General features: G+C 56.5%; 18 protein-coding genes. 8 read left to right on the top strand and 10 right to left on the bottom strand.

Annotated elements, in window-relative coordinates; translation table 11 throughout:
* The 5 genes from WA354_RS07820 to WA354_RS07800 all read right to left on the bottom strand — a co-directional run.
* Positions 1-180 (bottom strand): hypothetical protein (locus WA354_RS07820; protein ID WP_472812439.1); only part of this gene is annotated, 180 nt, incomplete at its 3' end.
* 41 nt (positions 181-221) lie between these two features.
* Positions 222-2,738, bottom strand: coding sequence for a glycogen/starch/alpha-glucan phosphorylase (locus WA354_RS07815; protein WP_472812438.1), 2,517 nt, complete (start codon positions 2,736-2,738; stop codon positions 222-224).
* Positions 2,728-3,423 carry a DedA family protein gene (locus WA354_RS07810; protein ID WP_472812437.1) on the bottom strand — a complete coding sequence of 232 codons (696 nt, stop codon included), beginning with the start codon at positions 3,421-3,423 and terminating at the stop codon, positions 2,728-2,730. The genes WA354_RS07815 and WA354_RS07810 overlap by 11 nt, the downstream gene beginning before the upstream one ends.
* Complete coding sequence (locus WA354_RS07805; protein WP_472812436.1) at positions 3,420-7,892, bottom strand: efflux RND transporter permease subunit; 4,473 nt, start codon at positions 7,890-7,892, stop codon at positions 3,420-3,422. The genes WA354_RS07810 and WA354_RS07805 overlap by 4 nt, the downstream gene beginning before the upstream one ends.
* The gene (locus WA354_RS07800; protein ID WP_472812435.1) at positions 7,889-9,196 is read right to left on the bottom strand and encodes an efflux RND transporter periplasmic adaptor subunit; all 1,308 of its coding nucleotides are present in this window, start codon (positions 9,194-9,196) and stop codon (positions 7,889-7,891) included. Before WA354_RS07800 ends, WA354_RS07805 begins: the two co-directional genes overlap by 4 nt.
* 773 nt (positions 9,197-9,969) lie before the next feature.
* On the opposite strand from WA354_RS07800, the gene WA354_RS07795 reads away from it, so the two are divergent.
* Positions 9,970-10,479, top strand: a complete 510-nt coding sequence (locus tag WA354_RS07795) for a hypothetical protein (RefSeq protein WP_472812434.1) — start codon at positions 9,970-9,972, stop codon at positions 10,477-10,479.
* A 135-nt stretch (positions 10,480-10,614) separates the two neighbouring features.
* On the opposite strand, the gene glgX is transcribed toward WA354_RS07795, so the two are convergent.
* From glgX to WA354_RS07780, 3 genes are all read right to left on the bottom strand, one after another.
* The gene (gene glgX, locus WA354_RS07790) at positions 10,615-12,783 is read right to left on the bottom strand and encodes a glycogen debranching protein GlgX (RefSeq protein WP_472812433.1); all 2,169 of its coding nucleotides are present in this window, start codon (positions 12,781-12,783) and stop codon (positions 10,615-10,617) included.
* Positions 12,784-12,787: 4 nt separating this feature from the next.
* The gene (locus WA354_RS07785) at positions 12,788-15,232 is read right to left on the bottom strand and encodes a phosphoketolase family protein (RefSeq protein WP_472812432.1); all 2,445 of its coding nucleotides are present in this window, start codon (positions 15,230-15,232) and stop codon (positions 12,788-12,790) included.
* 142 nt (positions 15,233-15,374) lie between these two features.
* The gene (locus WA354_RS07780; protein ID WP_472812431.1) at positions 15,375-15,533 is read right to left on the bottom strand and encodes a hypothetical protein; all 159 of its coding nucleotides are present in this window, start codon (positions 15,531-15,533) and stop codon (positions 15,375-15,377) included.
* 325 nt (positions 15,534-15,858) lie between these two features.
* Between WA354_RS07780 and WA354_RS07775 the strand changes: the two genes are divergently transcribed.
* The 7 genes from WA354_RS07775 to WA354_RS07745 all read left to right on the top strand — a co-directional run bounded on the left by WA354_RS07775 (position 15,859) and on the right by WA354_RS07745 (position 22,805).
* On the top strand, positions 15,859-18,930 hold the full coding sequence (locus WA354_RS07775) for a sensor histidine kinase (protein WP_472812430.1): 3,072 nt from the start codon (positions 15,859-15,861) through the stop codon (positions 18,928-18,930).
* Positions 18,931-18,953: 23 nt separating this feature from the next.
* The gene (locus WA354_RS07770) at positions 18,954-19,586 is read left to right on the top strand and encodes a response regulator (RefSeq protein ID WP_472812429.1); all 633 of its coding nucleotides are present in this window, start codon (positions 18,954-18,956) and stop codon (positions 19,584-19,586) included.
* A gap of 260 nt (positions 19,587-19,846) precedes the next feature.
* Positions 19,847-20,089, top strand: a complete 243-nt coding sequence (locus WA354_RS07765; protein ID WP_472812428.1) for a hypothetical protein — start codon at positions 19,847-19,849, stop codon at positions 20,087-20,089.
* A gap of 276 nt (positions 20,090-20,365) precedes the next feature.
* Positions 20,366-20,656 carry a hypothetical protein gene (locus tag WA354_RS07760; RefSeq protein ID WP_472812427.1) on the top strand — a complete coding sequence of 97 codons (291 nt, stop codon included), beginning with the start codon at positions 20,366-20,368 and terminating at the stop codon, positions 20,654-20,656.
* A 37-nt stretch (positions 20,657-20,693) separates the two neighbouring features.
* The gene (locus WA354_RS07755; protein ID WP_472812426.1) at positions 20,694-20,936 is read left to right on the top strand and encodes a hypothetical protein; all 243 of its coding nucleotides are present in this window, start codon (positions 20,694-20,696) and stop codon (positions 20,934-20,936) included.
* Between the two features lie 60 nt (positions 20,937-20,996).
* Positions 20,997-22,052: a sigma-54 interaction domain-containing protein gene (locus WA354_RS07750; protein WP_472812425.1), complete on the top strand. Its 1,056-nt coding sequence runs from the start codon at positions 20,997-20,999 to the stop codon at positions 22,050-22,052.
* Between the two features lie 72 nt (positions 22,053-22,124).
* The gene (locus WA354_RS07745; protein ID WP_472812424.1) at positions 22,125-22,805 is read left to right on the top strand and encodes a retroviral-like aspartic protease family protein; all 681 of its coding nucleotides are present in this window, start codon (positions 22,125-22,127) and stop codon (positions 22,803-22,805) included.
* Positions 22,806-23,925: 1,120 nt separating this feature from the next.
* On the opposite strand, the gene WA354_RS07740 is transcribed toward WA354_RS07745, so the two are convergent.
* On the bottom strand, positions 23,926-24,612 hold the full coding sequence (locus WA354_RS07740; protein ID WP_472812423.1) for an NTP transferase domain-containing protein: 687 nt from the start codon (positions 24,610-24,612) through the stop codon (positions 23,926-23,928).
* Positions 24,613-24,906: 294 nt separating this feature from the next.
* The gene (locus WA354_RS07735; protein ID WP_472812422.1) at positions 24,907-25,302 is read right to left on the bottom strand and encodes a hypothetical protein; all 396 of its coding nucleotides are present in this window, start codon (positions 25,300-25,302) and stop codon (positions 24,907-24,909) included.
* Between the last annotated feature and the right edge of the window lie 240 nt (positions 25,303-25,542).

Below are 25,542 nucleotides of genomic sequence, written 5' to 3'. Positions count from 1 at the left end.
GTGAACCTCTTGGCTATAGACGAGTGCGGTGGTGACGGGAAGCGTCAACACGAGATTCAATAGCGTCGCAAGTCTCATTTCATTCGCTTTTCTTCGACGCCGGCGTTCGTTCCAGCTGGTGAAGTGAGTGACCATCGACAAAAAAGGCGTCAAGGCTGTCATGCGCTTTGTAAGTCTCACTACTATTCCTTCCGGTTGTATCGATGTGGTTTGTAGTCCGCCTAATACGCTCTTTTGGGAATCGCACACGGTCGTAGCTTCCAGATTTCGGTTGCGTACTCTGTGATGGTACGGTCGCTCGAGAATCTGCCGGAACCGGCCACATTCAGAATGGCTCTACGCGCCCACTCATCAGGGTCGGCGTACAAAGCTCGAAGCCGCTCGTCTGCCTCCAAGTAAGACGCGAGGTCTGCGAGGTGCAAATAGTGGTCGCCGTTCATCAACAACGTTTCGTGCAACGGCGCGAAGACGCCCGGCTCATTGCGACTGAAATAATCGGTAAAGATCAGATCTAAGGCTTCGCGGGTCTCGGGCTCTTGCTCATAATGCCTATCCGGGCTGTACCATGATCGGCTGCCCATCACTTGTTCTGCCGTAAGCCCGAAAAGGAAGAAGTTTTCCTCACCGGCTTCTGCGGCCATCTCGATCGTCGCGCCGTCGCGTGTGCCGATGGTCAACGCGCCGTTCATCATGAACTTCATATTGCTAGTGCCGCTGGCCTCATAGCCTGCCGTCGAAATCTGGTTTGAGATATCGCTGGCAGGGATCAAGTGTTCCGCAACCGAGACGCAGTACTCGGGCAGGAATACGACTTTGAGACGTCCGCGAACTGCGGGATCACCGTCGATGGTCCCAGCGAGATTGTTGATAAACTTGATAATCAGTTTGGCCAACCGATATGCGGGGGCAGCCTTTCCGGCGAACAGGAATGTGCGCGGATACATTTCCAGAGAAGGATCTTGTCGAAGCCTGTTATAGAGCACCACAATCCTGAGTGCGTTCAGTAGCTGGCGTTTGTACTCGTGGATACGCTTAACCTGGCAGTCGAAGATTGCATCCGGATCGAGGCTCTGCCCAGTCGAGTGCCTATACCACTCGCAGAACTGCCGCTTCGCATTTCGTTTTGCGTTCATGAAGTCGTCGCGGAATGCGCTGTCGCCCGTGAATGCTTTCAGCTTGTGCAGTTCACCCAGATCGGTGATCCATCCGTCTCCAATCGCATCCGTTATCACTCCGGCGAGGGCGGGATTACAGAGCTTCAGCCAACGGCGGGGAGTGACTCCGTTTGTCTTGTTGTTGAAGCGCTCGGGAAGCATCTCAGCCAAATCTCTGAGGGTCGTCTTGCGCAGCAAATCCGAGTGGATTTCGGCGACTCCATTTGTACTGTGTGATCCGATAGCGGCAAGACTGGCCATCCGCACCTTCTTCCCGACTCCCTCTTCGATAAGGCTCATGCGCCGGACACGGTCGTCATCGCCGGGGAATCGCCTTCGAACATCACTCAGGAAACGGCGATTGATTTCATAGATGATCTCGAGTTGCCGGGGCAACATGTCTTCGAGCCATGAGACGGGCCACTTTTCGAGCGCCTCTGGTAACAGGGTGTGGTTGGTATACGCCAGCGTGTTCTGCGTGATGCGCCAGGCGTCATCCCATCCGAGGTGTTCCTGGTCAACGAGGATTCGCATGAGCTCCGGCACGGCCAGCGCCGGGTGCGTGTCGTTCATCTGAAATGCGACTTTATCTGCGAACAGACTCCAGTCCGAGTTTCGGTTTCTAAAGCGACGAACCGCATCTGCGAGCGAGCAGGCGACCAGAAAGTATTCCTGCAGCAGGCGCAGGCCTTGGCCCATGAACTGCGAATCATCCGGATAAAGAACTCGCGTCAGAGTTTCAGCCGAAAGAGTCTGCGCAAACGCTTCTATGAAATCTCCATGAGAGAAATTCTCGAACCTGAAGTAGTCCGGCGCGGCCGCGGCCCAGAGACGGAGAGTATTGACGGTGGATCCACCGTAGCCAATTACCGGGCGATCAAATGGGATGCCAATCAAGGTGGACGGACGACCGGGTACTGGGCGCAGACTGCCTCCGCTGAGTTCGAAAGAGCACCCCAGGTTCACCTCCACCTTCTCGTTGGGGCGAGCGACCTCCCATGGATCAGGAGAACGAAGCCAGTTGTCGGGCAATTCCTGTTGCCATCCATTCCGGATTGATTGCTTGAAGATGCCGTACTCATAGCGCAGGCCATATCCCATAGCAGGGAGTTGCAAAGTGGCAGCGGATTCAATGAAGCAGGCCGCCAAACGCCCGAGGCCGCCGTTACCCAGGCCTGCATCGGGCTCCTCTTCCAGTATCTCGAGAAGATTGAGTCTCTTTTCCTTGAGGACCTCTGTCGCAAGCTGGCTCAGCAGAAGGTTTGCGACATTGTTTGAGAGCGAGCGGCCGATGAGGAACTCCATCGAGAGGTAATAGAGCCGTTTGCAGTTTTGTTGCTCATAGGTCCTCTCAGTTAGGAGCCATCGTTGCGAGAGAATGTCTCGCACTGATCGCGCGAGAGCTTCGAATCGATCACGCATGGTCGCCGATGACAGGTCGACGCCAGTGTCGAACAGCAGGTGCCGTTCATACAGTGCCTCGCTCGTTCCGGCGAACTGCACTGGACCGCATCCGTATTGGGTGTTAATCAAGGTAGCGGGATCTGGCATTGTCTGCACACGCGCTATGAGGTTATCTGTCATGTTCTTGTTCTCCAATCAGGCCGCAGGGCATCACAACAGGCTCTCCACAATCAATCGCTGGCGTGATTCGCACGACTCGAGACCCGCGGACCCTGCGAAGCCGCTGAATCAACTTGTGGGCGGTGTAATAAATGCAAATTCCAACGAATGCAAGACCCAGCAAAATGGTTCCCGTACGCGACAGGTACGCAGCGGCGCGGTCCAGGTCATGGCTGAAGACATATCCAAATCCGCCATAGACGCATGCGTAGAGAGTGGCGCCCGCTGCATCGAAGGCGAGGAACCGAACTCTGCTGGTGCGCGAGATTCCTGCCAAGGGCGGCGATACCGCGTCGACGCCCGGAATAAACTTGGCAACCAGTAAGAGAGGCAGCCCATGGCGGGCGAAAACCCTCTTCGCTCTGCGGTCGTGGAAGTCAGGATCGCGCGTGAATCGATGCATGAAGTGCAAGATCTTGTCGCCACCCTGACGACCCAACTCGTACCATAGCCAGTCCGCTGAAACACAGGCCATGATTGTCAGACCGATCACAGCGAGGAAGCCCAGCTTCCCCGCCGCCGCGAGCGCCCCAGCTGCCAGCAGAAAGAGAGGCCCCGGTATGGGCAAACCTAGTTGGTGCGCAAATAACGCAGCAAACAGGAACGAATACCCATGCTTCAAAATGAACTGAAGAATCGCACTCACTGGCGACCTTCCGTGCGCACGAGCTCAGCGCGGGCGACGACCCGCTGCATCTCCGCTTCGAAGAGTTGCGCCTTCGCATCGGCCAGTTGGGCCTGCGCATCCTTGAGTGCAGTCTCGTTAGCTGTCTTCGCCACGACCTCGTCATTGGTGATGCGAACCAGTTCGGTTCGTGCGGCGACGCCTTGCCGCGCGGCTTCGAGGCCGGACTCGGAACGATGAACTTTGCGAGTCTCAGACTGGACATCCATCCGAATCTTCCTCTCTGTAGAGAGAAGATTCTCTTCAGCCTGGGCCAGCTGAGCTTTACGCTCACGAACCAACCCGATTCGCTTGCCGAACTCCGAGATCGTCCAATCCACCCGCACTCCTATGGCACCATTGCTTTGTGGCAGCAGCGGCACACCATTCTGATAAGCATGCTGTGCGACGATCGAGATGTCCGGAATGTACTCTGCCTTTGCTGCCTTTAGGCCGGCATGCGCCCTGCTCAAGGCTTGCTGCGCGGAAAGAAACTCTGGATTGTGCGCCATCGCTTCGACTTCTGGATCTGCAGGGAGCGAGTCTAGAGCGGCAATGGGCGAGACGGCAGCCACTTCCATCTCAGATAGCTCAGCCGGCGGCTCGATGAGCTCGGTGTCGGTTGGCAGTGGCAGCCCGACGAGGTCGTTGAAGGAATTGGTCAAGTCGGCGATCTGATCTTCGAGCGAGCCGAGCGTGTGCCGCGCTTCGGCAACCTGTGCTTCACTTTCCAGCGCCTTGACTCTCAGGACGACTCCGCTTTCGCTGGCATGTTCGTCCTCCTTCATGTGCTCTTCTCCGGCCTGCATGCGCAGCTCGGCCGCATGCTTGCGTTCCTGTGTTGATAGGAGCTGGTAATAGAGCCTCTTAACATTAAGCGAGACTTCGTTTCGCGCGCGATCGAGATCTTCGTGCGCCATCCGCGCCTCAGCCTCAGTCGCGCTTACGTTGGCATGAATCTTGAAGAACATCTGGCTGATTGGCTGCACGAGTGTCGTCTGACTCAAAACAGAGTTCTGTTCGCCTTGTGCAAGCTTTACGTTGGTTGACGGGATCGGTCCAGTGCTACTGTACGTTCCCAGGGACCCTGCGGGTATGGTGAGAGCCTGTGTTTCTCCAACATGAATCGCGTTGGTTTCATTCGTAACCACGGGAAAGTAGTCCGCTTTAGCCTGAACCACTTTGGCATCGGCCTCCCTGGTCTTCTGTTCGGCTATTCGCACCGTGGTGTTCTTTTTCATGGCCATTTGCAGCGCCTCATCGAGCTTGACGGAGCGCTGCGCCGACCCCAACGACGGAAGGCGGTCGTTGGGGACCCCGAGTTGCTGCGCTTGGCTGGGAGTCGCAAGAGCAAGCAGGAAAGCGATGCTTGCAGCCGCTGCAACCGCGGGTTTGGAGACTTTCTTCATGTTTACCACCACGAACAGCACCGGGATGACAACCAGCGTAAAGAACATGGATCCGAGCAAACCGAAGGCAATGACGCTTGCCAGGGGTGACCACATGGTAGAGCCGGAGATGATCATGGGAGTGACGCCGACAGCGGCTGCCATGGTAGTCAGAAAGATGGGGCGCAGCCTGCGTTCGCCTGCTTCGAGAGTTGCCTCCTCCAATGGCACTCCATGCTTCATGCGTTCATGAATGTAGTCGACAAGGATGATCGAGTTGCGCACTACCAGGCCCCCAAGGCTGATGACGCCGATGAAGGCGGTGACGCCGAAGGGGTTGTGGGTGATAAACAGCCCCAAAGCAGCTCCGGGTAAGGCCAGAGGGATCGCAGCCATGACGATGAGCGTATCGGTCAGGGTGCGGAACTGGAGCAACAGGATCAGGAAGATCAGCACCATGCTGATTCCGAGCGCAGATCGCATCTCGACGAAGGTCTCTTGCTGGAGTTCAGCTTCGCCGCCGTACTCGATGCGATATCCGGGCGGCAATTCGAGTTGATTGATTTGCTTTTTGGTATCGGCCAGAATTTGGCTGGCAAGCCGCCCGCGCGCGGGGAAGGCCCGCACCGTCATGGTACGCACGCCGTTGCGGCGCACGATCCTTCCTGGATGCCACTCCGGCGAAAGCGAAGCCACCGCTCTGACGGGAACGCGGGCGCCAGTTATCGGTGAAAGCATGTAAGTATCCGAAACATTCTGGAACGTCTGGCGCTGCGCCGGATCGAGACGAAGATCGATGTCCACATCGCGATCGCCCTCCCAGAAGGTTGAAACGGTATCGCCATCGAGACTCCCGGCGAGTTCGTTTGCAATGGTGGTATTGGTGAATCCCAGCCGATTGGCGACCTCCTGGTGCAGATCGACTCCGGCCAGCATCTGGTCTTCATGCCAATCGGTGTGCACGTAGATCGCGCCCGGCGTGTGATCGAGGATGTTTTGGACCTGATCGCCGATCGACCGTATCGTGCCCAGGTCGTCTCCCACGATGCGCACCTCAACGGGAGCCTCCATGACATCGCCCTGCTGCAGTTCCTTGACGAACACCCTGGCTTCTGGAGCAACGGAGGGCAACTGTTCGCGTAGCTGCTCCACAAGCTTCGGCGTTCCCTTGACGGTGTGCGTGTTGACCAGAATCTGCGCGTAATTGGACGCCGGGGCCACCGGGTTGACGTTGTAATAGAAACGCGGAAAGCTGGCGCCCAGGAAGCTGGTATAGCTGCGGACTTCGGACTTCTTCTGCAGAACGGCTTCGATGCGCCGCACCGCGGCGTCCGTGGCTTCGATGCGCGTGCCTTCGGGCAGCCACACGTCCATGACAAACTGGTCGCGTTCCGCTAGGGGGAAGAACTGCTGGCGAACAAGAGCCAGAATTCCGATCCCGGCTACAAAACTGAGTACCCCCGCCAACAGCACCTTCTTCCTGTGGTGCATCGCCCAGGCAATGATGTTGTTGTAATAGCGCTGCATGTGGTCCAGGGCCGTAGGCTTCTTCTGCTTTGGGTCGGCGGACGGGTCATGCAGTCCTTTCTTGATGAAGAAACCGTTGATGAGTGGTGTCAACATCATGGCGACCACGAACGACACGCTCAATGCAACTGCCACGGCGATGGGCAGAGCGCGAATGAACTCTCCGCATGCGCCGGTTAGCAGCGTCAAAGGCAAGAATGACGCGATGATAGTGAGGGTCGCGGCAAGAACCGGCACCGCCATTTCACTGGCGCATCGCCAGCAGGCATCTGCAATCGGAACCTTGTGATCCAGCAATTCGACATAGTTGTCGGCGATCACAATGGCGTCGTCGACAACCATGCCAAGAACGACGATCAGCCCGGCAATTGACACTTGGTGGAGCTCAATTCCCGCTGCGTTGAGCATTGCAAAAGTAATTGAAACCGTGACGGGGATCGCGACCGCGGAGACAAGCGCGACCCGCATGGGCAGCAGCAACATGGTCACGAGGATGACGGAGATAATCGCAATCCCGAATTCACGAGTGAAGTCCCGCACGCGCTCATGGACAACGCGAGGTTGGTCGGCGACGAAGTCCAGTTGCACATCTGGCGGCAATGTAGATTGCACGCGCGCCAGAGTCTCGTGCAATTGCTTGCCGAACTCTACGATATTGTTGCCCTCGTGCATCTCGACGGAGAGCAGGATGGTTGGTTCGCCACCGATTCGCGCATACTCGGTCGGATCTTTATAGACGCGCTTCACATCGGCCAAATCGCCCAAATAGATTGGCTGCCCGGTCGGTGATACATCCACCATGATCTGCCGGATCTGCTCTTCGGTCTGGAACTGACCATTAGCATCAATAAGAGGCTTGCTGTCTCCGCTCTCTACGCGGCCGCCGTACATGATGGTGTTACGGCCTTGCAGAGCCTTTTCGACTTTCTGCGGATCCACTCCATACTGCGAGATCCGTTCCCAGGAGCCGGTCACCTCGATGCTCTCCTTCTGGTCACCAATGCGCTTGATTTTGGACGCTGCGGGGATCGTACGGATCGCACTTTCCACACGTTGCGCATAGTCCTTCAATTCACGATATCCATAGTGGCCACCCTTGACGGCGATGAGGGCCGCGACTGTATCGCCGAAGTCGGAATCCACGATAGGGCCACGAACTCCCGCGGGAAGGTCAGTCTGCTTCAACTGCGCCATGTCGAGGCGCAGCTTTGACCAGAACTGGTCGGAGTTCTTCACCGACTTGTTCAACTCGACGTTGATGATCACCAGGCCATTGCGCGAAGTGGAGTAAGTCTTTTCCCGACGCACTTCTTCAAACCGGAACAGGCGCTCTTCGATCTTGTGGGTAACTTGGCTCTCGACCTCTTCTGCGGTGGCGCCGGGATACTCCGCGATCACCAAGCCAGTACGGATGGTGATTTTCGGATCTTCACGGCGCGGCATAGTAAGGAACTCAGTAATGCCGACCACAAAAAGCATGGCGGTGAGAACAAGCGTCACCTGGGGGAAGCGCAGGGATGCACGTACTGGATTCATCGGCCGCCTCCAGAATTGCGAACCAGGGATCCTTCATGAACATTCTGCTGACCGCCAACCACAATCTGCTCATCCGACTTCAAGCCGCTCTTGATCTCGACTTCATCCCCGACCAGATCGCCTAACTCAACACGGCGAGCGAAGACCCGCTGCCGGGTAGCGTCGTACACGTAGATAGAAGGAAGGCCGCGAAGATCTCGAATGACTGCCACGGCAGGAACCGTTAGCACGTCGATCATGGTGGAATCGTAGACGCGCGACTCGCTGATCATGCCTGCACGCAGAACGTACGTAGGATTAGGAACGGCAATCTTTGTGGCGAAGGTGCGCGAAACGGAATCCGCCGAATATCCGACGGTATCAACCTTACCCTCGAATTGCTGATTGTTTAGTGACGGTATGGTGACGCGGGCGTGTGCGCCTTGGTGCACCATGCCGATTTCCGCTTCGGGGATTCCTACGCGTACTTTGATCGGATCGAGGTCGAGTACTGAAATGACCGCATTGCCGACTGACACCGTATCGCCAACATCGACCTTTTTCATTCCGACGAAGCCACTGATGGGCGCGCGCAGTTGACAATCGCCCAGGCGCTTCTTCGCTTCGCTTAGGTTGCCGCTTGCCGCCCGCGCCTGGCCCTGCGTGGCTACCTTCTCTTCACTGCGGTAACCCTCTCGAGCCATATCGTATCGTTGCTTCTGGACGACGTAAGCCGTCTCAAACTTGTGATAATCGTTGGCTGCGAGGCTCTGGTGATCATAGAGATATTTCTGGCGCAGATACTCGTCCTGTGCACGCTCAAAATCCGCGCGCGACTGCTCGAGTTCCTGCGCTCGCACTCCGTTTTTCGCCTGCAGTGCGTTAGCCTCCGCAGTCGCTGCCTGGCCGAAAGCTGCCTCAAAGGCGTTGCGATAGTCGGAACAATCGAGCTCAGCCAGGGGCTGGCCCCGCTTTACGAACTGTCCTTCTTCGACGAACACGTGCGCCACCCGGCCGCCGATTTCGAAGGCCGTCTGTGCGGTTACATTGGCTTCCACCGAGCCGCTCGCGGCGACTGATGCCGCCTCATGAAGACGGTGAGGTTTGCTTAGCTGAACTGGGACAGGCTGATCCGCTGCTATCTTCGGATCCCGACTGCATCCGGCAAGCAGGCCAACGGAAGCACCGATAACTGCGAGAGAGCGACTTACGTCCCTGGTGAGTTTTGAAGTAAAGCAGAAGTTCATCTTAGTCCCCTTCACATATTCGGAGTGTTTCCAGACAGGATTCAGCATGGATTTACAGGCAACCCAAACTTCGTCCATATTGGGATTCCGGAGCACGTGAGCTTTCCCAGATGATCCTCACCCCCGGCCAACGTCGACAGCCCTGCCTTCTCATATCCAGGGAAGTCTTAGCCTCGTCTTACCATTTGCACTTCGATGCCCAAAATGACAGCTGGCCGCTCCGCTGAAACAAAACGAGATGAAGAGGCTCAGAGAGCCTGGACACGCGGAATGAGTGCCGCTATTGCGTCACATGCCGCGGTCGCGTCAATGTGGGTCACATTTCTTTTCTGCGCGACGCCACTATCTGGCTAGGAATGACAGCCGCTCATGCGGTAATCGCTGAATAACCAAGAGTGTGGAAGAGTTGCGCGCGGAGATGCAAAGAGCGTAGGCCTCTTCGCGCTTTGGCATCCGGGTTGCCCAAGGTATGTGCGTAGGGGATCGGGAGAACACACTTTGAAAGTCTTTGATCGATCAATCTCGCATTTGGGGTCTGGCTGGTTGGCGAATCAATAACTTGTTAAGAGCAACATGCCAGTCCCAATGTTCTTCCGATTACCACAGCGGAGAAAGCATATGTTGAACATCGCTGAAATCGGACGTCCTCACATCCCGGAACTGATTATGCACTGGATCGACGTATGCACTGATCCGGCGTCTCACAGGGACACGGGCCGATCAACGAGTGCCACGAATCCACTCACTCACCGGGACCAACTCGTGGCCGTATGGATTGAACAGGCGCAAGTCTACCGCGAACGATCTCCTAACTGGTCCTGGGAGTTGGTCAGGCGCTCGATGGAGGAGGAATGAACAAACGTTATCGTGTCAATACTAACGAGAAGGGTCTCTATGCGACACCCGAAGATTTCGAACAGCTCTTCGCAAAACAGAACACCGATCTTTCGAGATTATCGCTGCAGCTGACAGCTAATGCTGAGAAAGCGGAGTGCTGCTTCATCCTTGCCGTGAGGGACTGCTTTTTCCGGAGCAGAGTTTCAAAAGATCGGGTGCACACCTGGGCGCGCCGGATGGTGATACGGAATGCAATTCGGTTGGTTTGGGGGACGTCGAATGACATCCTCGGTGAATCAGGATTTGAATTTCACTTGCAGCCCAGCGATCTGCCGCTGGAAGCACTGCGGGAATCGCTCGTGATTCTGACTCTGCCCGACCTCGATCGCCTGGCCTTTGTGATCTGCGTCCTTGAGCGCTATTCCATCCTGGACTGTGCCCTTCTCCTGCGAAAAGCGCCCCAGGAGGTGCACGACGCTATCGTCCGCGCAACGAATCATGTCGTTTCCATCGAAGAACGGTAGGAGGATGACGTAACAGGTAACATCTCCAGGCAACATCTACCGCGGCTTCTGTGGTGAAGCGAGCAAACTCGACTACCCCTAAAGGTGTCAATCGATGGTGGCCGCGATCCCGCGATAGGAACGATGCACCCGTTCTCAGCAAAGACCGCGAATCGCCTTCCGTTTGGGCGATAGAGCGCCATGCCCATTCACCCCCTCGCCCGCGATCAGCACCACCACTGAACGCGCGCCAACGCGATACGTTGTCTCCGGCACATGCGTTTCCCCATTCCATTCGCAAATCTCGTGCGGCGGATCGAGTGCTGTGTCGATCCATCGCCACCAGTTCCGGGGCCCGTCCGCCAAAACGGGGAGTTCAAAGTCCAGAGGCTCCCAATACGCATTGAACATTATGTGGGCAAACAGCCTCTCGTTCTTTAATTCCCCGCTGATCGCGAAGCTGTGCGAGGGCGTCGACCAGTCTGGTTGATTGAGGGCGACCCCGTGCAGCGCGCGTTTCGATTCGCGGAGTACCTGAGCTAAGCTCACACGCCGGTGCTCATGTTCCAGATCCCGTATGACGCGCCGCTCGATGAGCAGCTTGACGAAGCGGTGTACGTCCGCGTGTTGGGAAAGCAGGGTCCAGTCCAACCAACTCGTATCATTGTCCTGGCAATACGCGTTGTTGTTGCCCCTTTGGCTACGGCGCACCTCATCTCCCATTACGAACATGGGCACTCCCACGGACAGTATGGTGGCGGTGAAGAGGTTCTTTACCTGCCGATTGCGTAGCTTCTCAATCTCCGGATCGTCCGCAGGGCCTTCGCAGCCGGAGTTCCAACTCCGATTGTCCTCGTGGCCGTCTCGGTTGTTCTCGCCGTTTTCGTGGTTGTGCTTGTGATTGTATGTGACGACATCGTTCAGAGTGAACCCATCGTGGCACGCCACGAAGTTGATGCTCTCCTCGGCTTCCCGCCCTCGCTTTGCATAGATGCTGGCACTGCCGAGTAGGCGGTCGGCCATGCGCGCAACTGAATCATTTGCACCCCGGAAGAAGTCGCGGACGTCATCACGAAAGTGGTCGTTCCACTCCTTCCAGCTATCTCCCACGAAGCTACCCACCTGATAAAGTCCCGCCGCGTCCCACGCCTCCGCAATCATCTTGGTGCCAGCCAGGGCGGGATCGGACTCAATGTCCCAGAGCACCGGAGGATTCGACATGACAGTTCCGGACGAGTCGCGGGCAAGAACGGATGCAAGATCGAACCGGAACCCATCCACGTGCATTTCAGTCACCCAGTAACGCAGGCTGTCAACAATCATGCGTCTTGTGACAGGATGGTTCGTATTGAGCGTGTTTCCTGTGCCGGTGAAATTCGCGTAACGCGAGGGGTCTTCACACAGCAGGTAGTAAGTCGGGTTGTCCAAACCACGGAAGCATTGAGTCGGTCCGTCATGTCCATCCTCCGCCGTGTGATTGAATACGACGTCGAGAATTACTTCGATGCCGGCTCGGTGGAGCGCCTTCACCATGTCTCGAAATTCATCCAGCGCGGCAAGCGGGTCCTGACGGGAACTGTATGCCTGGTGCGGCGCAAAGAACGAAACCGGCGAGTAGCCCCAAAAGTTTGTTCGGCCCGGGGGCGCATCCTGCGGGTCGAACTGGAAGACGGGAAGCAGTTCGACCGCCGTGACGCCGAGTTCCTGAAGGTACGGAATCTTCTCGATAAGGCCAGCGTATGTACCGCGTTTCGATTCCGACAGGCCGGAACTGGGATGTGCGGTAAACCCGCGCACATGCATCTCGTAAATAATCGTCCGGGCCCACGGCCGATTCAGAGGAGCGTCTCCCTGCCAGTCATACGCGCGTGGGTCCGCAAGCACGCTTTTCATTGCGGTCGCGGCGTTGTCGCGTTCCCGACGGGCGGCCTCGCGGCTGTAATTCCTGGGGACACTGATGGCCCGGCCATACGGATCGAGGAGCACCTTGGACGGATCGAACCTGAGACCCCGATTCGGGTCGAACGGCCCGAAGGCGCGAAAGGCGTAGATCTGGCCTGCCTGCAGACCAGGGACGTATACATGCCAATAGTGGTAGGTGCGGTTCACCGATCGGTCCATCGAGATCACGCGAGAAGGACGAGCGTCTTCCACCCGGTCGAAGAGCAGAAGTTCGATGCTGTCCGCACTGCGGGAGAACACAGAAAAGTTGGCGCCGCCCCTTACCACCGTGGCGCCTACGGGAAAGCTGCAGCCGGTTTCTGGGATTGAACCAGCTCCGGCGTTGCAGGTTCTGTTGCCCTGGATATGGCCGCACAAGTCCATCGCTCTATTTCTTCTCGTACGGCCACTTCCACCCGGCGATCTCCGGGCTGTCAATCCCCTGCTCGTAAGCATGGCGGCGGCATGCGATCTGACTGTCGCGGAATTCCTCCTTGGCATGCGCACCGATCCGCTGCAGCTTTGGGATGCGGTCAATCGCGTCGATGGCAAGGCTAAACCGGTCGGTCTGATTGTTGATGGCCAACTCCATCGGCGTGTTAATGTTGCCTTTTTCTTTGTAGCCACGCACATGCAGGTTACGGTGATTGGTGCGCCGGTAGGCTAGGCGATGAATCAACCAGGGATAGCCGTGGAAGTTGAAGATGATCGGCTTGTCGGTCGTAAAGAGAGAATCGAAATCCGCATCCGTCAAGCCATGTGGATGTTCGGCGCTGGGTTGCAGCTTGAACAAATCAACAACGTTGACAAATCGAATCTTCAGGTCCGGAAAGTGTCCGCGGAGCAGTGCGGTCGCAGCCAGCGCTTCCTGTGTTGGGATATCACCCGCCGCGGCAAACACAACATCAGGTTCATCACCCTCATCATTACTGGCCCAATTCCAGATACCGATGCCCTTTGTGCAATGAGTGATAGCGGCGTCAATTTCCAGGAACTGCAGATGTCGCTGCTTGTCCGAGACAATGACGTTGATATAGTTTTCCGACCGCAGGCAGTGATCCGCAACCGACAACAGACAATTAGCGTCCGGTGGCAGATAGATACGGGTCACCGCCGCACTCTTGTTGAGTACCACGTCGAGGAACCCGGGATCCTGATGTGTAAAGCCGTTATGGTCCTGACGCCATACTGTTGACGTAATGAGAATATTCAGAGACGCGATCTTGCGGCGCCACGATAGTTGATTGCAGATCGACAACCATTTCGCATGTTGATTGAACATCGAGTCGATTACGTGAACGAAGGCCTCATAGGACGACAAAAACCCATTGCGACCGGTAAGCAGGTAGCCCTCGAGCATGCCTTCCATTGTGTGCTCGCTGAGCATTTCGATGACGCGTCCGTCCGCATCCAGTTCGGTTCCATTGCTGTCCTCTGGGAACAGTTCAGCAATCCAGAACTTTTTTGAGACCTGGTAGATTGCATCCAGTTTGTTGGACGTGTTCTCGTCGGGCCCGAAAACTCGAAAGCTGTCCATGTTCGATTTCATGACGTCCCGAAGGAAACCGCCGAGTGGCGGCACGTTCTCGACTTCGGTGTTTCCGGGGCGATCGATCTTGATTGCGTAATCGCGGAAGTCGGGCAAACGCAGCTTGTTCCTGCGGTCTCCATTGGCGTGGGGACTAGCGCTCATACGGCGGACCCCTGATGGCGCAATTTCAGCGAGTTCGGGTTGCAGCTTCCCAGATTCATCGAAGAGTTCTTCCGGTTTGAGCGACCGCATCCAGTTCTCCAGAATGCGCAGACGTTGCGGATTCGTCTTGACATCCGCCAGCGGCACCTGGTGCGAGCGCCAGAATGCTTCAATCCGATGTCCGTCCACTTCCGCCGGTGCTCCCCAACCCTTTGGCGACCGCAACACCACCATCGGCCAGCGCGGGCGGGTCGCGATGCCGGTCCTCCGGCACTCTGCCTGATGTGTCCTGATGTCGGCATGACAACGTTCCAGCGTCGCGGCCATGGCCTGATGCATGCTGTCGTGCTCGGATCCTTCGACGAAATAAGGATTCCAGCCGTACCCGCGCAGCAGATTCTCCAGTTCCTCGTGCGTGATCCGCGCCAGCAAGGTGGGATTGTTGATCTTGTATCCGTTGAGGTGAAGGATAGGAAGTACAGCCCCATCGCGAATCGGATTGAGAAACTTGCTGATATGCCACGAGGTCGCTAACGGTCCTGTTTCCGCTTCGCCGTCGCCAACCACGGCCGCAACGATCAGGTCGGGATTGTCGAACGCGGCTCCGCAGGCATGCGAGAGGACATAACCCAGCTCGCCTCCTTCGTGAATGGACCCTGGAGTCTCTGGCGTGCAGTGGCTGCCAATGCCGCCGGGGAAAGAGAACTGCTTAAAGAAATCCCGCAGGCCTTTTTCGTCCTGACTTTTTTCTGGATAGATTTCGCTGTAGGTGCCCTCCAGATAGATTGGCGCCAAGACTCCAGGAGCGCCATGGCCGGGACCCGCGAGAAAGATCATTTCGGCGTCATGCTTCCGGATTACTCGGCTCAGGTGGGTATAGATGAAGGCAAGCCCGGGGCTCGAGCCCCAATGCCCAAGCAGCCGACTCTTGATATGTTCGGGCTTCAGTGATTCTCGCAACAAGGCATTGGCCTGTAGATAGATCATGCCCAGAGCGAGGTAATTGCACGCACGCCAGTAGGCATCGATCTTGTCCAGTTCGTCGGCGCTTAGGGGCGCTCCCGTGACCGTCGATCGTGCTGGACCATTGGCGCTCAGTGATCCCGTCAATTCTTCGGCTTTTGTAGTAGGTGCTGTCATCTTTTCTATGTCCTCACTTCGTCAACGTCTGATTTTCGTGTGCCGACCAGATCTGTCGGGAGTTCCTCAGCTAACATGCTCGTTCCAATACTTTGCGCACGGCCGGCATTTGCGTTCTTCCAGAACCTTACAAACGTTTCTCTTAGTTGACCGTGCAGATGCTCTGGTATTTGTCTTCACCTCTTCTTTGCAACTCACACCTAATCGGTTCGATTTCCATTACGTCGGTTGCAGTAACCGGAAGTTCGCAGGTGAGAATTACGAACAACACGTCGATGAGCGAATTCGTCGAGATGTTCATCAGTTCTCCGCGCCTTGCGCGTAACCGTAGAGCGAGTTGAGTTCAGATCGACAATCTGTATGTGCAATCCGAATGCCAGAGGTGAGTAGTGTGAATCGATGAAAAGTCCTTGCATATCAGCGATCCAAATCGGCCTAAGCAAGGTCTGCTTGCCGCCATTTGGGCACTGACGCAATCCGGGCAGTAGACTGATCAGGTAATGAAGCTGGCGTCTCTGCGGACCACAAGCACGTCAACTGCAAGCCTCTTGCCTGGCCTGGAATCAGTGTTTCTGGACTATGCTATTGCTGTGTTAGGATTTAGACTCACCGTGAAAAGAGTGAGGATGGCCGCGATTTCCCTGTGTGTTTTGCTGGGGGCCTGCACTTGCTCATTTGCCCTGAACCCCTCGCTGGACATCAGCCAGTACGCGCGCACCACGTGGAGGGTCCGGAACGGGTTCTCCCTGGGGAATATCTACGCGATGGCCCAGACGCCCGACGGGTATTTCTGGTTCGGCACGGAATCCGGGCTGGTTCGTTTCGATGGCGTTCGGAGGGTCGCCTGGCAACCACCAGCAGGCCAGCAACTCCCTGACAAAGGCGCCTATAGTCTGCTCGTCACGCGCGACGGCACCCTCTGGATAGGCACGTTTAGTGGCCTTGCAAGCTGGGACGGCGCCAGCCTCAACAATTATCCGGAGTTTGATAAGCGCTTCGTGACATCAATGTTTGAGGATCGGGAGGGAACGGTGTGGGCTGGCACGCTCGGCGGCTCGTTGGGGACTGGTACCGGCCGGCTTTGCGCAATCCGAAGAGGTAGCGCTCAGTGCTATTCGCAGGGTGACGCCTTCGGATCGTTCGTCTGGGGGCTGGCCGAGGACGCCTCAGGCGCTCTCTGGGCGGGTTCCGAAGCAGGACTTTGGCGATGGAAACCCGACGCTCCAAAGCACTATCCGATGCCGCATATGCGAATCAGCGACCTGGTGAAGGGCGACGACGGACGGCCGCTAATTGCAGTTAACGGCGCCGGACTCCAGCAGTTCACTCGTGACAGAGTCGAACCCTTTCCGATTCGAGACGCAAGCGATCCGAAAAGGGTGCTCAGGGATCGAGATGTTGATTCGAATAAGTTGCTCCGCGACCGCGATGGCGGTCTCTGGATCGGAACCGTGGCGCATGGACTCATCCATGTACATGATGGCCGGGCAGACACGTTCGGAAAGTCAGATGGTCTTTCAGGCGACATTGTGATGAGTCTGTTCGAGGATCACGAAGGCAATATCTGGGTGGCCACTACTGGAGGAATCGACCGTTTTAGAGAACTCCCCGCCACGACCATCTCTGTCAAACAAGGTTTATCCAGCGATGCAGTTGATTCCGTGGTCGCAAGCGCTGACGGAAGCATTTGGCTGGCAACTTACTTTGGTTTGACGAGATGGAGGGATGGACAAGCTACCATTTTCCGCAAAGCGGATGGACTACCGGATGGTTACGTGCAGTCGCTGTTTCAGGATGATCGAGGTCAAACTTGGGCGACGTTCTCGGGGCATGGATTGGGCTACCTCAAGGACGACCGGTTCATGGCAGTCACGGGCGTGCCCAGTTCAGAAGTGTATTCCATTACAGGAGACAAGGCGGGCAACGTTTGGCTGTCAGGCAACCGTGGTCTCTCCCACTTACGTGACGGACATTTGATCGAGCATTTCCCCTGGTCAGCACTGGGACGACATCAACAAGCAAAAGTGATAGTCTTCGATCCTGAGCGGGGCGGGCTATGGCTTTCATTCTGGACAGATGGTGGTGTCGAGTATTTCAAGGATGGCCAAGTTCGCGCGTCCTATACCGTCGCTGACGGGCTAGGCAAAGGCCATGTTCCCGGTCTTCGACTCGATCGCGATGGAGTAGTGTGGGCAGCAACCGAAGATGGCGGGCTTAGCCGCATTAAAGATGGTCACATTACAACAATGACCACCAGGAATGGTTTGCCGTGCAATACCATTCACTGGTCGATAGAGGACAATGATCGCTCGTTATGGTTGTACGCGGGTTGCGGCCTGCTGCGGATTGCGCGGGCCGAACTGGACGCCTGGATCGCCGACCCGACTCGTAGAATTGGAACGACGGTATGGGATGCTGCGGACGGCGTCATGCTTCACTCATCTTCGCCCAACTCTTACGGCCCACCCTTTGCGAAATCAATCGACGGCAAGCTCTGGCTACTGATAGGGGAAGGCGTCCAGGTGGTCGATCCCCATCATCTTGCCTTCAATAAGCTCCCGCCTCCGGTCCACATCGAGCAAATCGTAGCCGACCACACGATGTATTGGCAGAACTTGCCGGGCCCGGCAAGTTCGAGCGTGCGTCTGCCGGCGCGAACTCGCGATCTGCAGATCGACTACACCGCTCTCAGCCTCACCGCGCCGGACAAGGTTCATTTCAAGTACAAGCTGGAGGGGCAAGATCCCGACTGGAGAGAGGTGGTGAATGACCGTCAGGCTCAATATTCCAACCTGCCTCCGGGGCCCTATCGCTTCCGCGTAATCGCAAGCAACAACAGCGGCGTTTGGAACGAGCAGGGCGATTCGCTGGAGTTCTCGATCGCACCCGCATACTATCAGACGAATTGGTTCCGCGCGCTCTGCGCAATGCTCGGTCTGGGCGTCGTGTGGGCGATCTACCGCATCAGAGTCAGGCAATTGCACCACGACTTTGCCCTCACGCTGGACGCCCGCGTGGCTGAGCGGACGAACATCGCTCGAGATCTCCACGACACGCTGCTGCAAAGCGCTCAGGGTCTGTTGCTTCAACTTGAAGTGCTTTCGCAGATGCAAAAGGACCGACCCATCGAGGCAAAGGAAAAGCTGGCAGAAATCATTGACCGCACCGCCAAGGCGATCACGGAAGGCCGGGATGCGGTGCAGGGATTACGCGCCTCCACGATGCAGACGAATGATCTCGCACGGGCCATTAATACGCTTGGTGAGGAACTCGCTACTGACCCAGCCAATCACGAGTCACCGGCATTTCGCGTCACTATTGAGGGTGAACCGCGAGATTTACATCCCATCTTGCGTGATGAGATTTACAGAATCGCCGCAGAGGCTCTCCGAAACGCATTTCATCACGCGGCAGCACGGCAGATCGAGGTCGAAATCCGGTATGACGATCAACAATTCCGCCTCCGTGTGCGGGATGATGGTAAAGGTATTGATCTGTCAGTTCTGTCTCGACAGGTCAGCGAGGGACATTACGGTCTACCAGGGATGCGGGAACGCGCCAAATTGATAGATGGCAAGCTGGTAGTTTGGAGCGAAATTGATGCGGGAACCGAAGTGGAACTTCGTGTCCCGGCCAGCGCCGCCTACGCCGCAGCCGAGAAGCGCTCCTGGCTATCAGAATTGCTCGCCAAAAAGTGAAATAATCAACGCGGAGACCAAGCATGAGTACCGGCACGGCTCGAATACGTATTCTTGCGGTCGACGACCATCCAATCGTGCGCGAAGGCATCGCCGCGTTGATTGCTATTCAGCCGGACATGATTCTGGTAGGCCAGGCCTCCGACGGCCGCGAAGCCATCCAGCAATTCCGGACGCATCGCCCGGATGTGACGGTGATGGACCTGCAGATGCCTGAGATGAATGGGCTCGATGCGCTCATTGCCATTCGCAACGAGTTCCCGGATGCGAAGATCATCATGCTTACAACCTACAAGAGCGACACGCAGGTCATCCGAGCACTCAAGGCAGGTGCTCAAGGCTATCTTCTAAAAAATGCTCTTCACAAAGAATTGCTGGAGACGATCCGTGCGGCGAACGCGGGAAAGAAAACCGTTTCCACGGAGGCTTCCCTAGAAATTGTGGAGCATGCCATGGATGACGCCCTGACGCCGGCTGAAATCAGCGTACTGCAACTTATAGCCGCCGGTCGTGCAAACAAAGAAATCGCAGATCAGCTCTCCACCACGGAGGAATCGGTGAAAAGCCGGGTCAGAAGCATCCTTTCCAAATTGGGCGCGAACGATCGAACCCACGCAACGACGATCGCTCTGAAACGGGGAATCATCGAACTGTAGATTCTCGATCCTCGTTTTATCTTCCCCCCCGCCTCGAAAGAGGCTCGATCAGACCTCGATTTGGGGCTCTATTTCGTAAGGAAATCATTAAGAATTGAAGGCGTACACGAGAGGTGCGTCCGTTGCGACGCTTGTATTCTACTTTTGCTGGCGGTTGGCCCGGGATTGGTCTCATATTAATGCGGCTGGTTATCGGGTTTGCTTTGGCGACTAGTGCAGGTTCCGCCCTTCTAGGCGATCCGGCCATCCCCACGAGAATCTTGTCTGTTCTCTTAGCTGCTGCAGCGATTCTCCTCATCGTCGGGCTATTTACGCCGATTGTGGGAACACTGGTGGCTCTGGTTGAAAGCTGCAGGCTGGTCACGATGTCTGCAGACAGGTCGGTCTACCTCCTGGTAGCAGCCTTTGCCGCTGCCCTGGCAATGTTAGGGCCCGGACTATGGTCCGTCGATGCTCGCCTGTTTGGATGGAAGCGCATCGAACCCACGCCTCGCAAGAGGTAGCTCGGGCACCCGAAAGAATCCCGCCGCCCCCCAAACAAGCTTGCCTTCTCCGCCAATGGAGGCATCCGTCTGCCTCCACATAGCTCGTCGTTTGCCTCGATGCAGAGTATCGCGAAATGGAAATCGCAGCCAGAATGTCTTTCATCAAGAGCTATCAAGGGTGCTCCGGATGGAATGAAAGAGACGGGCCTAGCGAGGACCTAATCTGGCCGCTCGCATCAATCCGAACCGAACACGCGCCCTCTCGCGGGACGCTGTAGAAAGCGAGTAACGAAAATGAGGCAATCAATCAAGGTCATCTATGACGCGATCCTGGCAGCCGCAACGCGGGATGAATTGATCGTCGTGGAATCAGACGCGGATAGTTCCGACTCTGCAATGCTCTGCGCAATGTCGATGGACTCTCTCGAAATTACTCCCTTGGCCGTGATCTACGGCAAAGAGGCCGAGAAGAGTGAACCCGCCCCCTTCACCGCTGATGACGACAAGTTCCTGTTCTCAATGGGAATCACGCCCTTCGTGCTGTCCGAAATGGACGGAGCTACGTTCGGCGAACATGCAGAGTGACCTCCGTCCCAGTCGGGGCAGAAAGCGAGAAATAAACATGCGGACTTTCAATTGCACTGAACACTACGCCGACAAGGGATGCTATGCCGTAATGACGCGGACGGCAGTTGTCAAATACACGCAGCTGACGAGGATTGCTGATCAACTCCGCCGAAACGCCGAGGATCTTGCGTCCTCGACCAATCCTCCCACGCTCGAAAACTGCCGGATTGCTGGAGCGATGGTGGGTTGGGCTTTCAAACTCGTATCACTCCGCATGCCCACGGGGTTCGACTACTAGCGGATGCACATAAGACGTTTGAAGCGGCCGGGTTGAATCCCGGTCTAAGGAGGAAGGCAAATGGCGACGGTTTTCACAGACCCCGGGGGCTTCATGAAAGCACGCTTCTCCAAAGTGAGTGACTTCGAAGACGAGCAGCTCTGTCCCGGATCAGAAATCAGCTCTGGTTACGGGTTCGAAGACATAGTCGGCAAAAGCTCCGCTTTGCGTAGAGTGCTCGATCAGGTGGCGATCGTTGCTCCCACCAATGCCACCGTCCTGCTTCACGGAGAAACGGGGACGGGGAAGGAACTGATTGCACGTGCAATTCACAAGCTCAGTAGCCGGCGCCACCGCAATTTCGTTTGCATGAACTGCGCTTCCGTTCCGTCGGGATTGCTGGAAAGCGACGTCTTCGGGCACGAGAGGGGCGCGTTCACCGGGGCCCTGATGCAAAAGAAGGGCAGATTAGAACTGGCGGACGGAGGCACGCTGTTTCTTGATGAGATAGGTGACATCAGCCTGGAATTGCAACCGAAACTGTTACGGGCAGTGCAGGAGCAAGAGTTTGAACGTCTGGGTAGCACCAGGACGATTCAGGTCGATGTGCGAATGATTGCCGCGACCCACCGAAGCCTCCCTGAGATGGTCCGCAACGGAAGCTTTCGCGAAGATCTGTTTTACCGGCTCAACGTGTTCCCGATTGAGATCCCGCCTCTTCGCGAACGGCGCGAAGACATTCCACTCCTGGTGCATTACTTCGTCTCGAAGGCATCCAGACGGATGGGTAAACAGATCAGATCAATTCCCGACTACGCGATGGAACATCTCACCAAGAATCCCTGGCGGGGAAACATTCGGGAATTGGCGAACTTTGTCGAACGCGCGGTCATTCTTACTCGCGGAGATGAGTTAGAGGTTCCGACTGTCGCGTTCTCTAGTTCCCCCGAACTGTGTATCACCCCTTCATCGACCTTCCATCAGGCGGAATCCGGCGCAATAATCGCGGCTTTGAAAGAAGCGTCCGGACGCCTGTCGGGCCGCGGCGGGGCAGCCGAGCGATTGGGATTAAAGCGTACGACTCTCCAGACGAAGATGCGCAAACTTAACATCTGCCGCGCCGATTACGGTTGCTAGCCCACGCGGGCAAGGGCGAGTGCCGCCGGAGTCCGCCCTAAATAGGAAACAACTAATGAATTCGAGGCACAAATGAGCCCTGCTGCAATCAGCTTCGGAGCAAAAGTTCGAATTCCGGAATCAGGTTCCGTCCAGTTGAATGATTCCACACCCAGTGTCGATGCGCTCGCCCTGGGCGCTCCGATCATCCAAAAATCAGGGAAGTACATCCATATTGATGTCCTCAGGTGGTTATCATTGAGCGGGGTCGCAGTTTTTCTTCTCATGGCGCTGTTTATTGCAGGCCTTCATGCACAGTCACCCTGTCCCGCGAATGTCGAGTCAGTTCCGTTTCGAAATTCTCATAAGCATCAGTTGATCGTACAGGTGTCGATCAACCACGCCCGGCCCTCGGACTTTGTGCTCGACACGGGAGCGCAGATGACCGTGGTCGATCAGTCGCTTGCTGCAGAACTCCACCTGCAGATCACGGGAAAGGCGATTGTCGCTGGTATGAGCCTCCAGGGGCAGTCGAAATTCGCGCTAGTCGATTCGCTCGAGGTCGGCAATCATGTGTCAACCAATCATCGGGTGTTGGTTTACAACATGAATGGATTGCAGCGAGCGGGGTTCGCCATCCGCGGCCTCCTAGGTCAGGATTTTCTCTCACGATTCGACGTTCTGATCAACAATGCACACAACGTCCTCTGCATCGACGACACCGGCGCGCTGGATGCCGGCCTGATGGTGCGCGGCAATCTGAACGGAAAATAATCCGTCGCTTTCACTCTTGGCCGATATCATCCCCGATTTCCTGGGTGAGTGAGCGCCAACGTTTCACGTCATGATTGTGCTCGTTGTTCCAGCGATGAATCTCGCATGCGGGACCGAAGACCGCAACCACGAAGCCCATGATCACCAATATTTCGGAGTTCCCGATCTACGCCGGGGCGTCGCCCTGCTAGACCGGCTCTTGGCTGCCACTATAGCGGCAACTGCCTCTATAGCGTTAGGCGCGAGACTTGTCCTCCACTTCGTTCTTGTTTCCATCTCCTTCATAACAATGAGATTAGCTGTTCGTTGGCAGATGGCAATTGGCGTGCACATCCATCGAGTGTTTAAGGACACGATGTTTCAGGGTGCATAAGGGACCGAATGGGGATTGCAGGTTGGAAGCCGATCATTCGCCTGTTCGGCTTCCCACTACAGAGGGAGTGATACTGATCCGACAAGTCATAACATGCAATATCTGCGGATCGCAGAAGCGCCAGACCAACCACTGGTTTGTGGCGTACCAGGAAACCGGAGAGTTGCGCATCAGCGGCTGGAACTCTCTCCGCCTGCTGTCCCCTGGAACGAAGCATCTCTGCGGAGAGGCCTTGTGCGCACAAGCTGATCAGCCAATTCCTGATGAGATCTGTCGATCTAGGAACACAACGGGCTACAGACAAGAGTGAGACTACGTCGACACCGGACTCGAACATCAAGTGCGCCAGCAGGGGGCGCAGATTCGCCCAGATCTACCGATTATGCACGTCGGGAACTCGAACGCCTGCAGCGATCGCACCCGCGCACCGTAAGGAGAACATCATGACAAAGGCCAATCTCCCCAAGCTTCACACGTGCCGCTCTGTCCTGCATGTGGTTTTTCAGCGGGAACCCTTGTCATACGCTTGTGTGCAGATGGATCTTCAGGCACCAACAGGATTCCGGTAGTCCTAACAAGGGCACTCGGAAACTTGGCGCATAAGCCGCCATTGATTCACGTTTGTTCACCGAGGAACTTCCCTTCATAGAGGAGGAACGCGGCGAAGTAACTATTCTGTTCGGCGGGCTCAACTGGGAAGCATGAGCGGTTGATTGAAGGACTTCTTCGCAGCGCCGGACATCGCTGCTAGGCTCCTCCCGCAACACCGAAACGCCGTCCTTGCGGTAGTCGGGGTTCCCTATCCAGGTTACCTCGACGCCGGGGAGCGGACGACTCGCATACCACTCCTTGATGGCCTCGCCGCGGTATCCCACGGCAAATGACGAGTCTCTCGATGCCTGCCTCCCGCGCGCCGCTCATCACGTGCTCGAGGAGAGTCTTTCCATTCAGGGTTACAAGGGGCTTGGGCCCCTCTCCCGATCGGGCGGCAATGCGGCTTCCGTTACCAGCAGCGAGAATCAGAAGCAAGCTTGGCGGTTTGCAGTGCGCCCCGATCCATTGAGTTATCCGGAGAACACCGGCAAACAGCCTTCCGCCGGTGCAGCTCTTCGTCTCCACCGCCGAAAGAGCCCCCGGTGAATCTGCGTACTGCGAACCGAAGGGATTGGAGACCACCTGCACGGAGGACACGACGTCGATAGGGGGTCGATTGCCGGACGACCCGCATAGCAGCTGCGCTCCGGGCAGGTAGGAACTCCCGGTTGCATCTACGACCACCACCTGCCCCTTGATGCTGCCGGTGTTCGCACTGGTTTGCGCGCCTACGCCACCCGGGTGCGAAAGCCATAACGCGCTGAACAGGATTGCCAGGAGAGTTCCGCGGCAGTTCTGAGTGCCCGGACATCTCCCATTCGCTTGTCTGAGTTCCGTCATGTTCTTTTCACCCGGGCGGTGCAGCTTCGAAATCTTGCCTTCACACTTTCGATATGCTCTTCTGCTCTGCGGCGACACGCAGGTACCGGGTCGATCGAAACTCGGTATGAGCCGCTATGTATTCCTCGTATTCCCGTACCTTTCTGCAGAATGGTGGAATGACCGTCATCCCAGCGGATCAAACGAAACCCGCCACCGATCGAGGCGGGCACCACGGTGGGTACTACAATCTCCCCGAATACCGCGTGTACCAGCGGGGAAGAGCGAGAAGATCTTCAAGGAGCATCGTCCGTCTCACTCTCCACAAAGTGACCGGTCAGCGGCCGATGTATCAAGTCTTCCGGCATGCCCGGTTCGGCGCTGGCCAGGCTTGCGAGATCCTTCCGCATCTTCCGGTTGTTTTTTGTCCGCTTCCGAGTTAGCTACCCGACTCAACCTCAAGCGATGGCAGAGATCCTTGCCGTATGCCGATTCGGCGATGAACCTTGCTCCGCGGCCGCCGAGCAATCGCAGAGCGTCTTCGCCAGCGGAATCGACGTAGAAAACTTCCTGCAGATCAAAGATGTTGTCATATCCCTGATTTGTCCCTCGAGCGACGCGAAGGAGTTCCTGGGCCCACAAGCCGGTCAATCTGCCCTCGAGGATGAAGGCCTCAGAGCTGTTCGCCGACGGCAATGTAATTCGCAACATGCCCACCCTCAGTGCACGCTGTCTGCCAAACGCGAATGACCAGGAAATTCATTGAATTGGAAGCAGATTGCGAATATGTTCCCGCGGCTACCGGCGAATCGCTTCCGCCGGGCTTGCGGCAATGCCGCCGAAGCGGCACCTCGAAGGCTGACAAATAGAGGTGATGGGCATTCGGAAAGGGAAATTCGGCCTATCCACTGCGGGCGGCGATCCGGGACAGGCGACACAATGAGCCCACCA

It is taken from the genome of Occallatibacter sp. (assembly GCF_049802275.1).
Classification (GTDB): Bacteria; Acidobacteriota; Terriglobia; order Terriglobales; family Acidobacteriaceae; genus Telmatobacter.
This window is presented reverse-complemented; position numbering and strand designations above follow the sequence as displayed.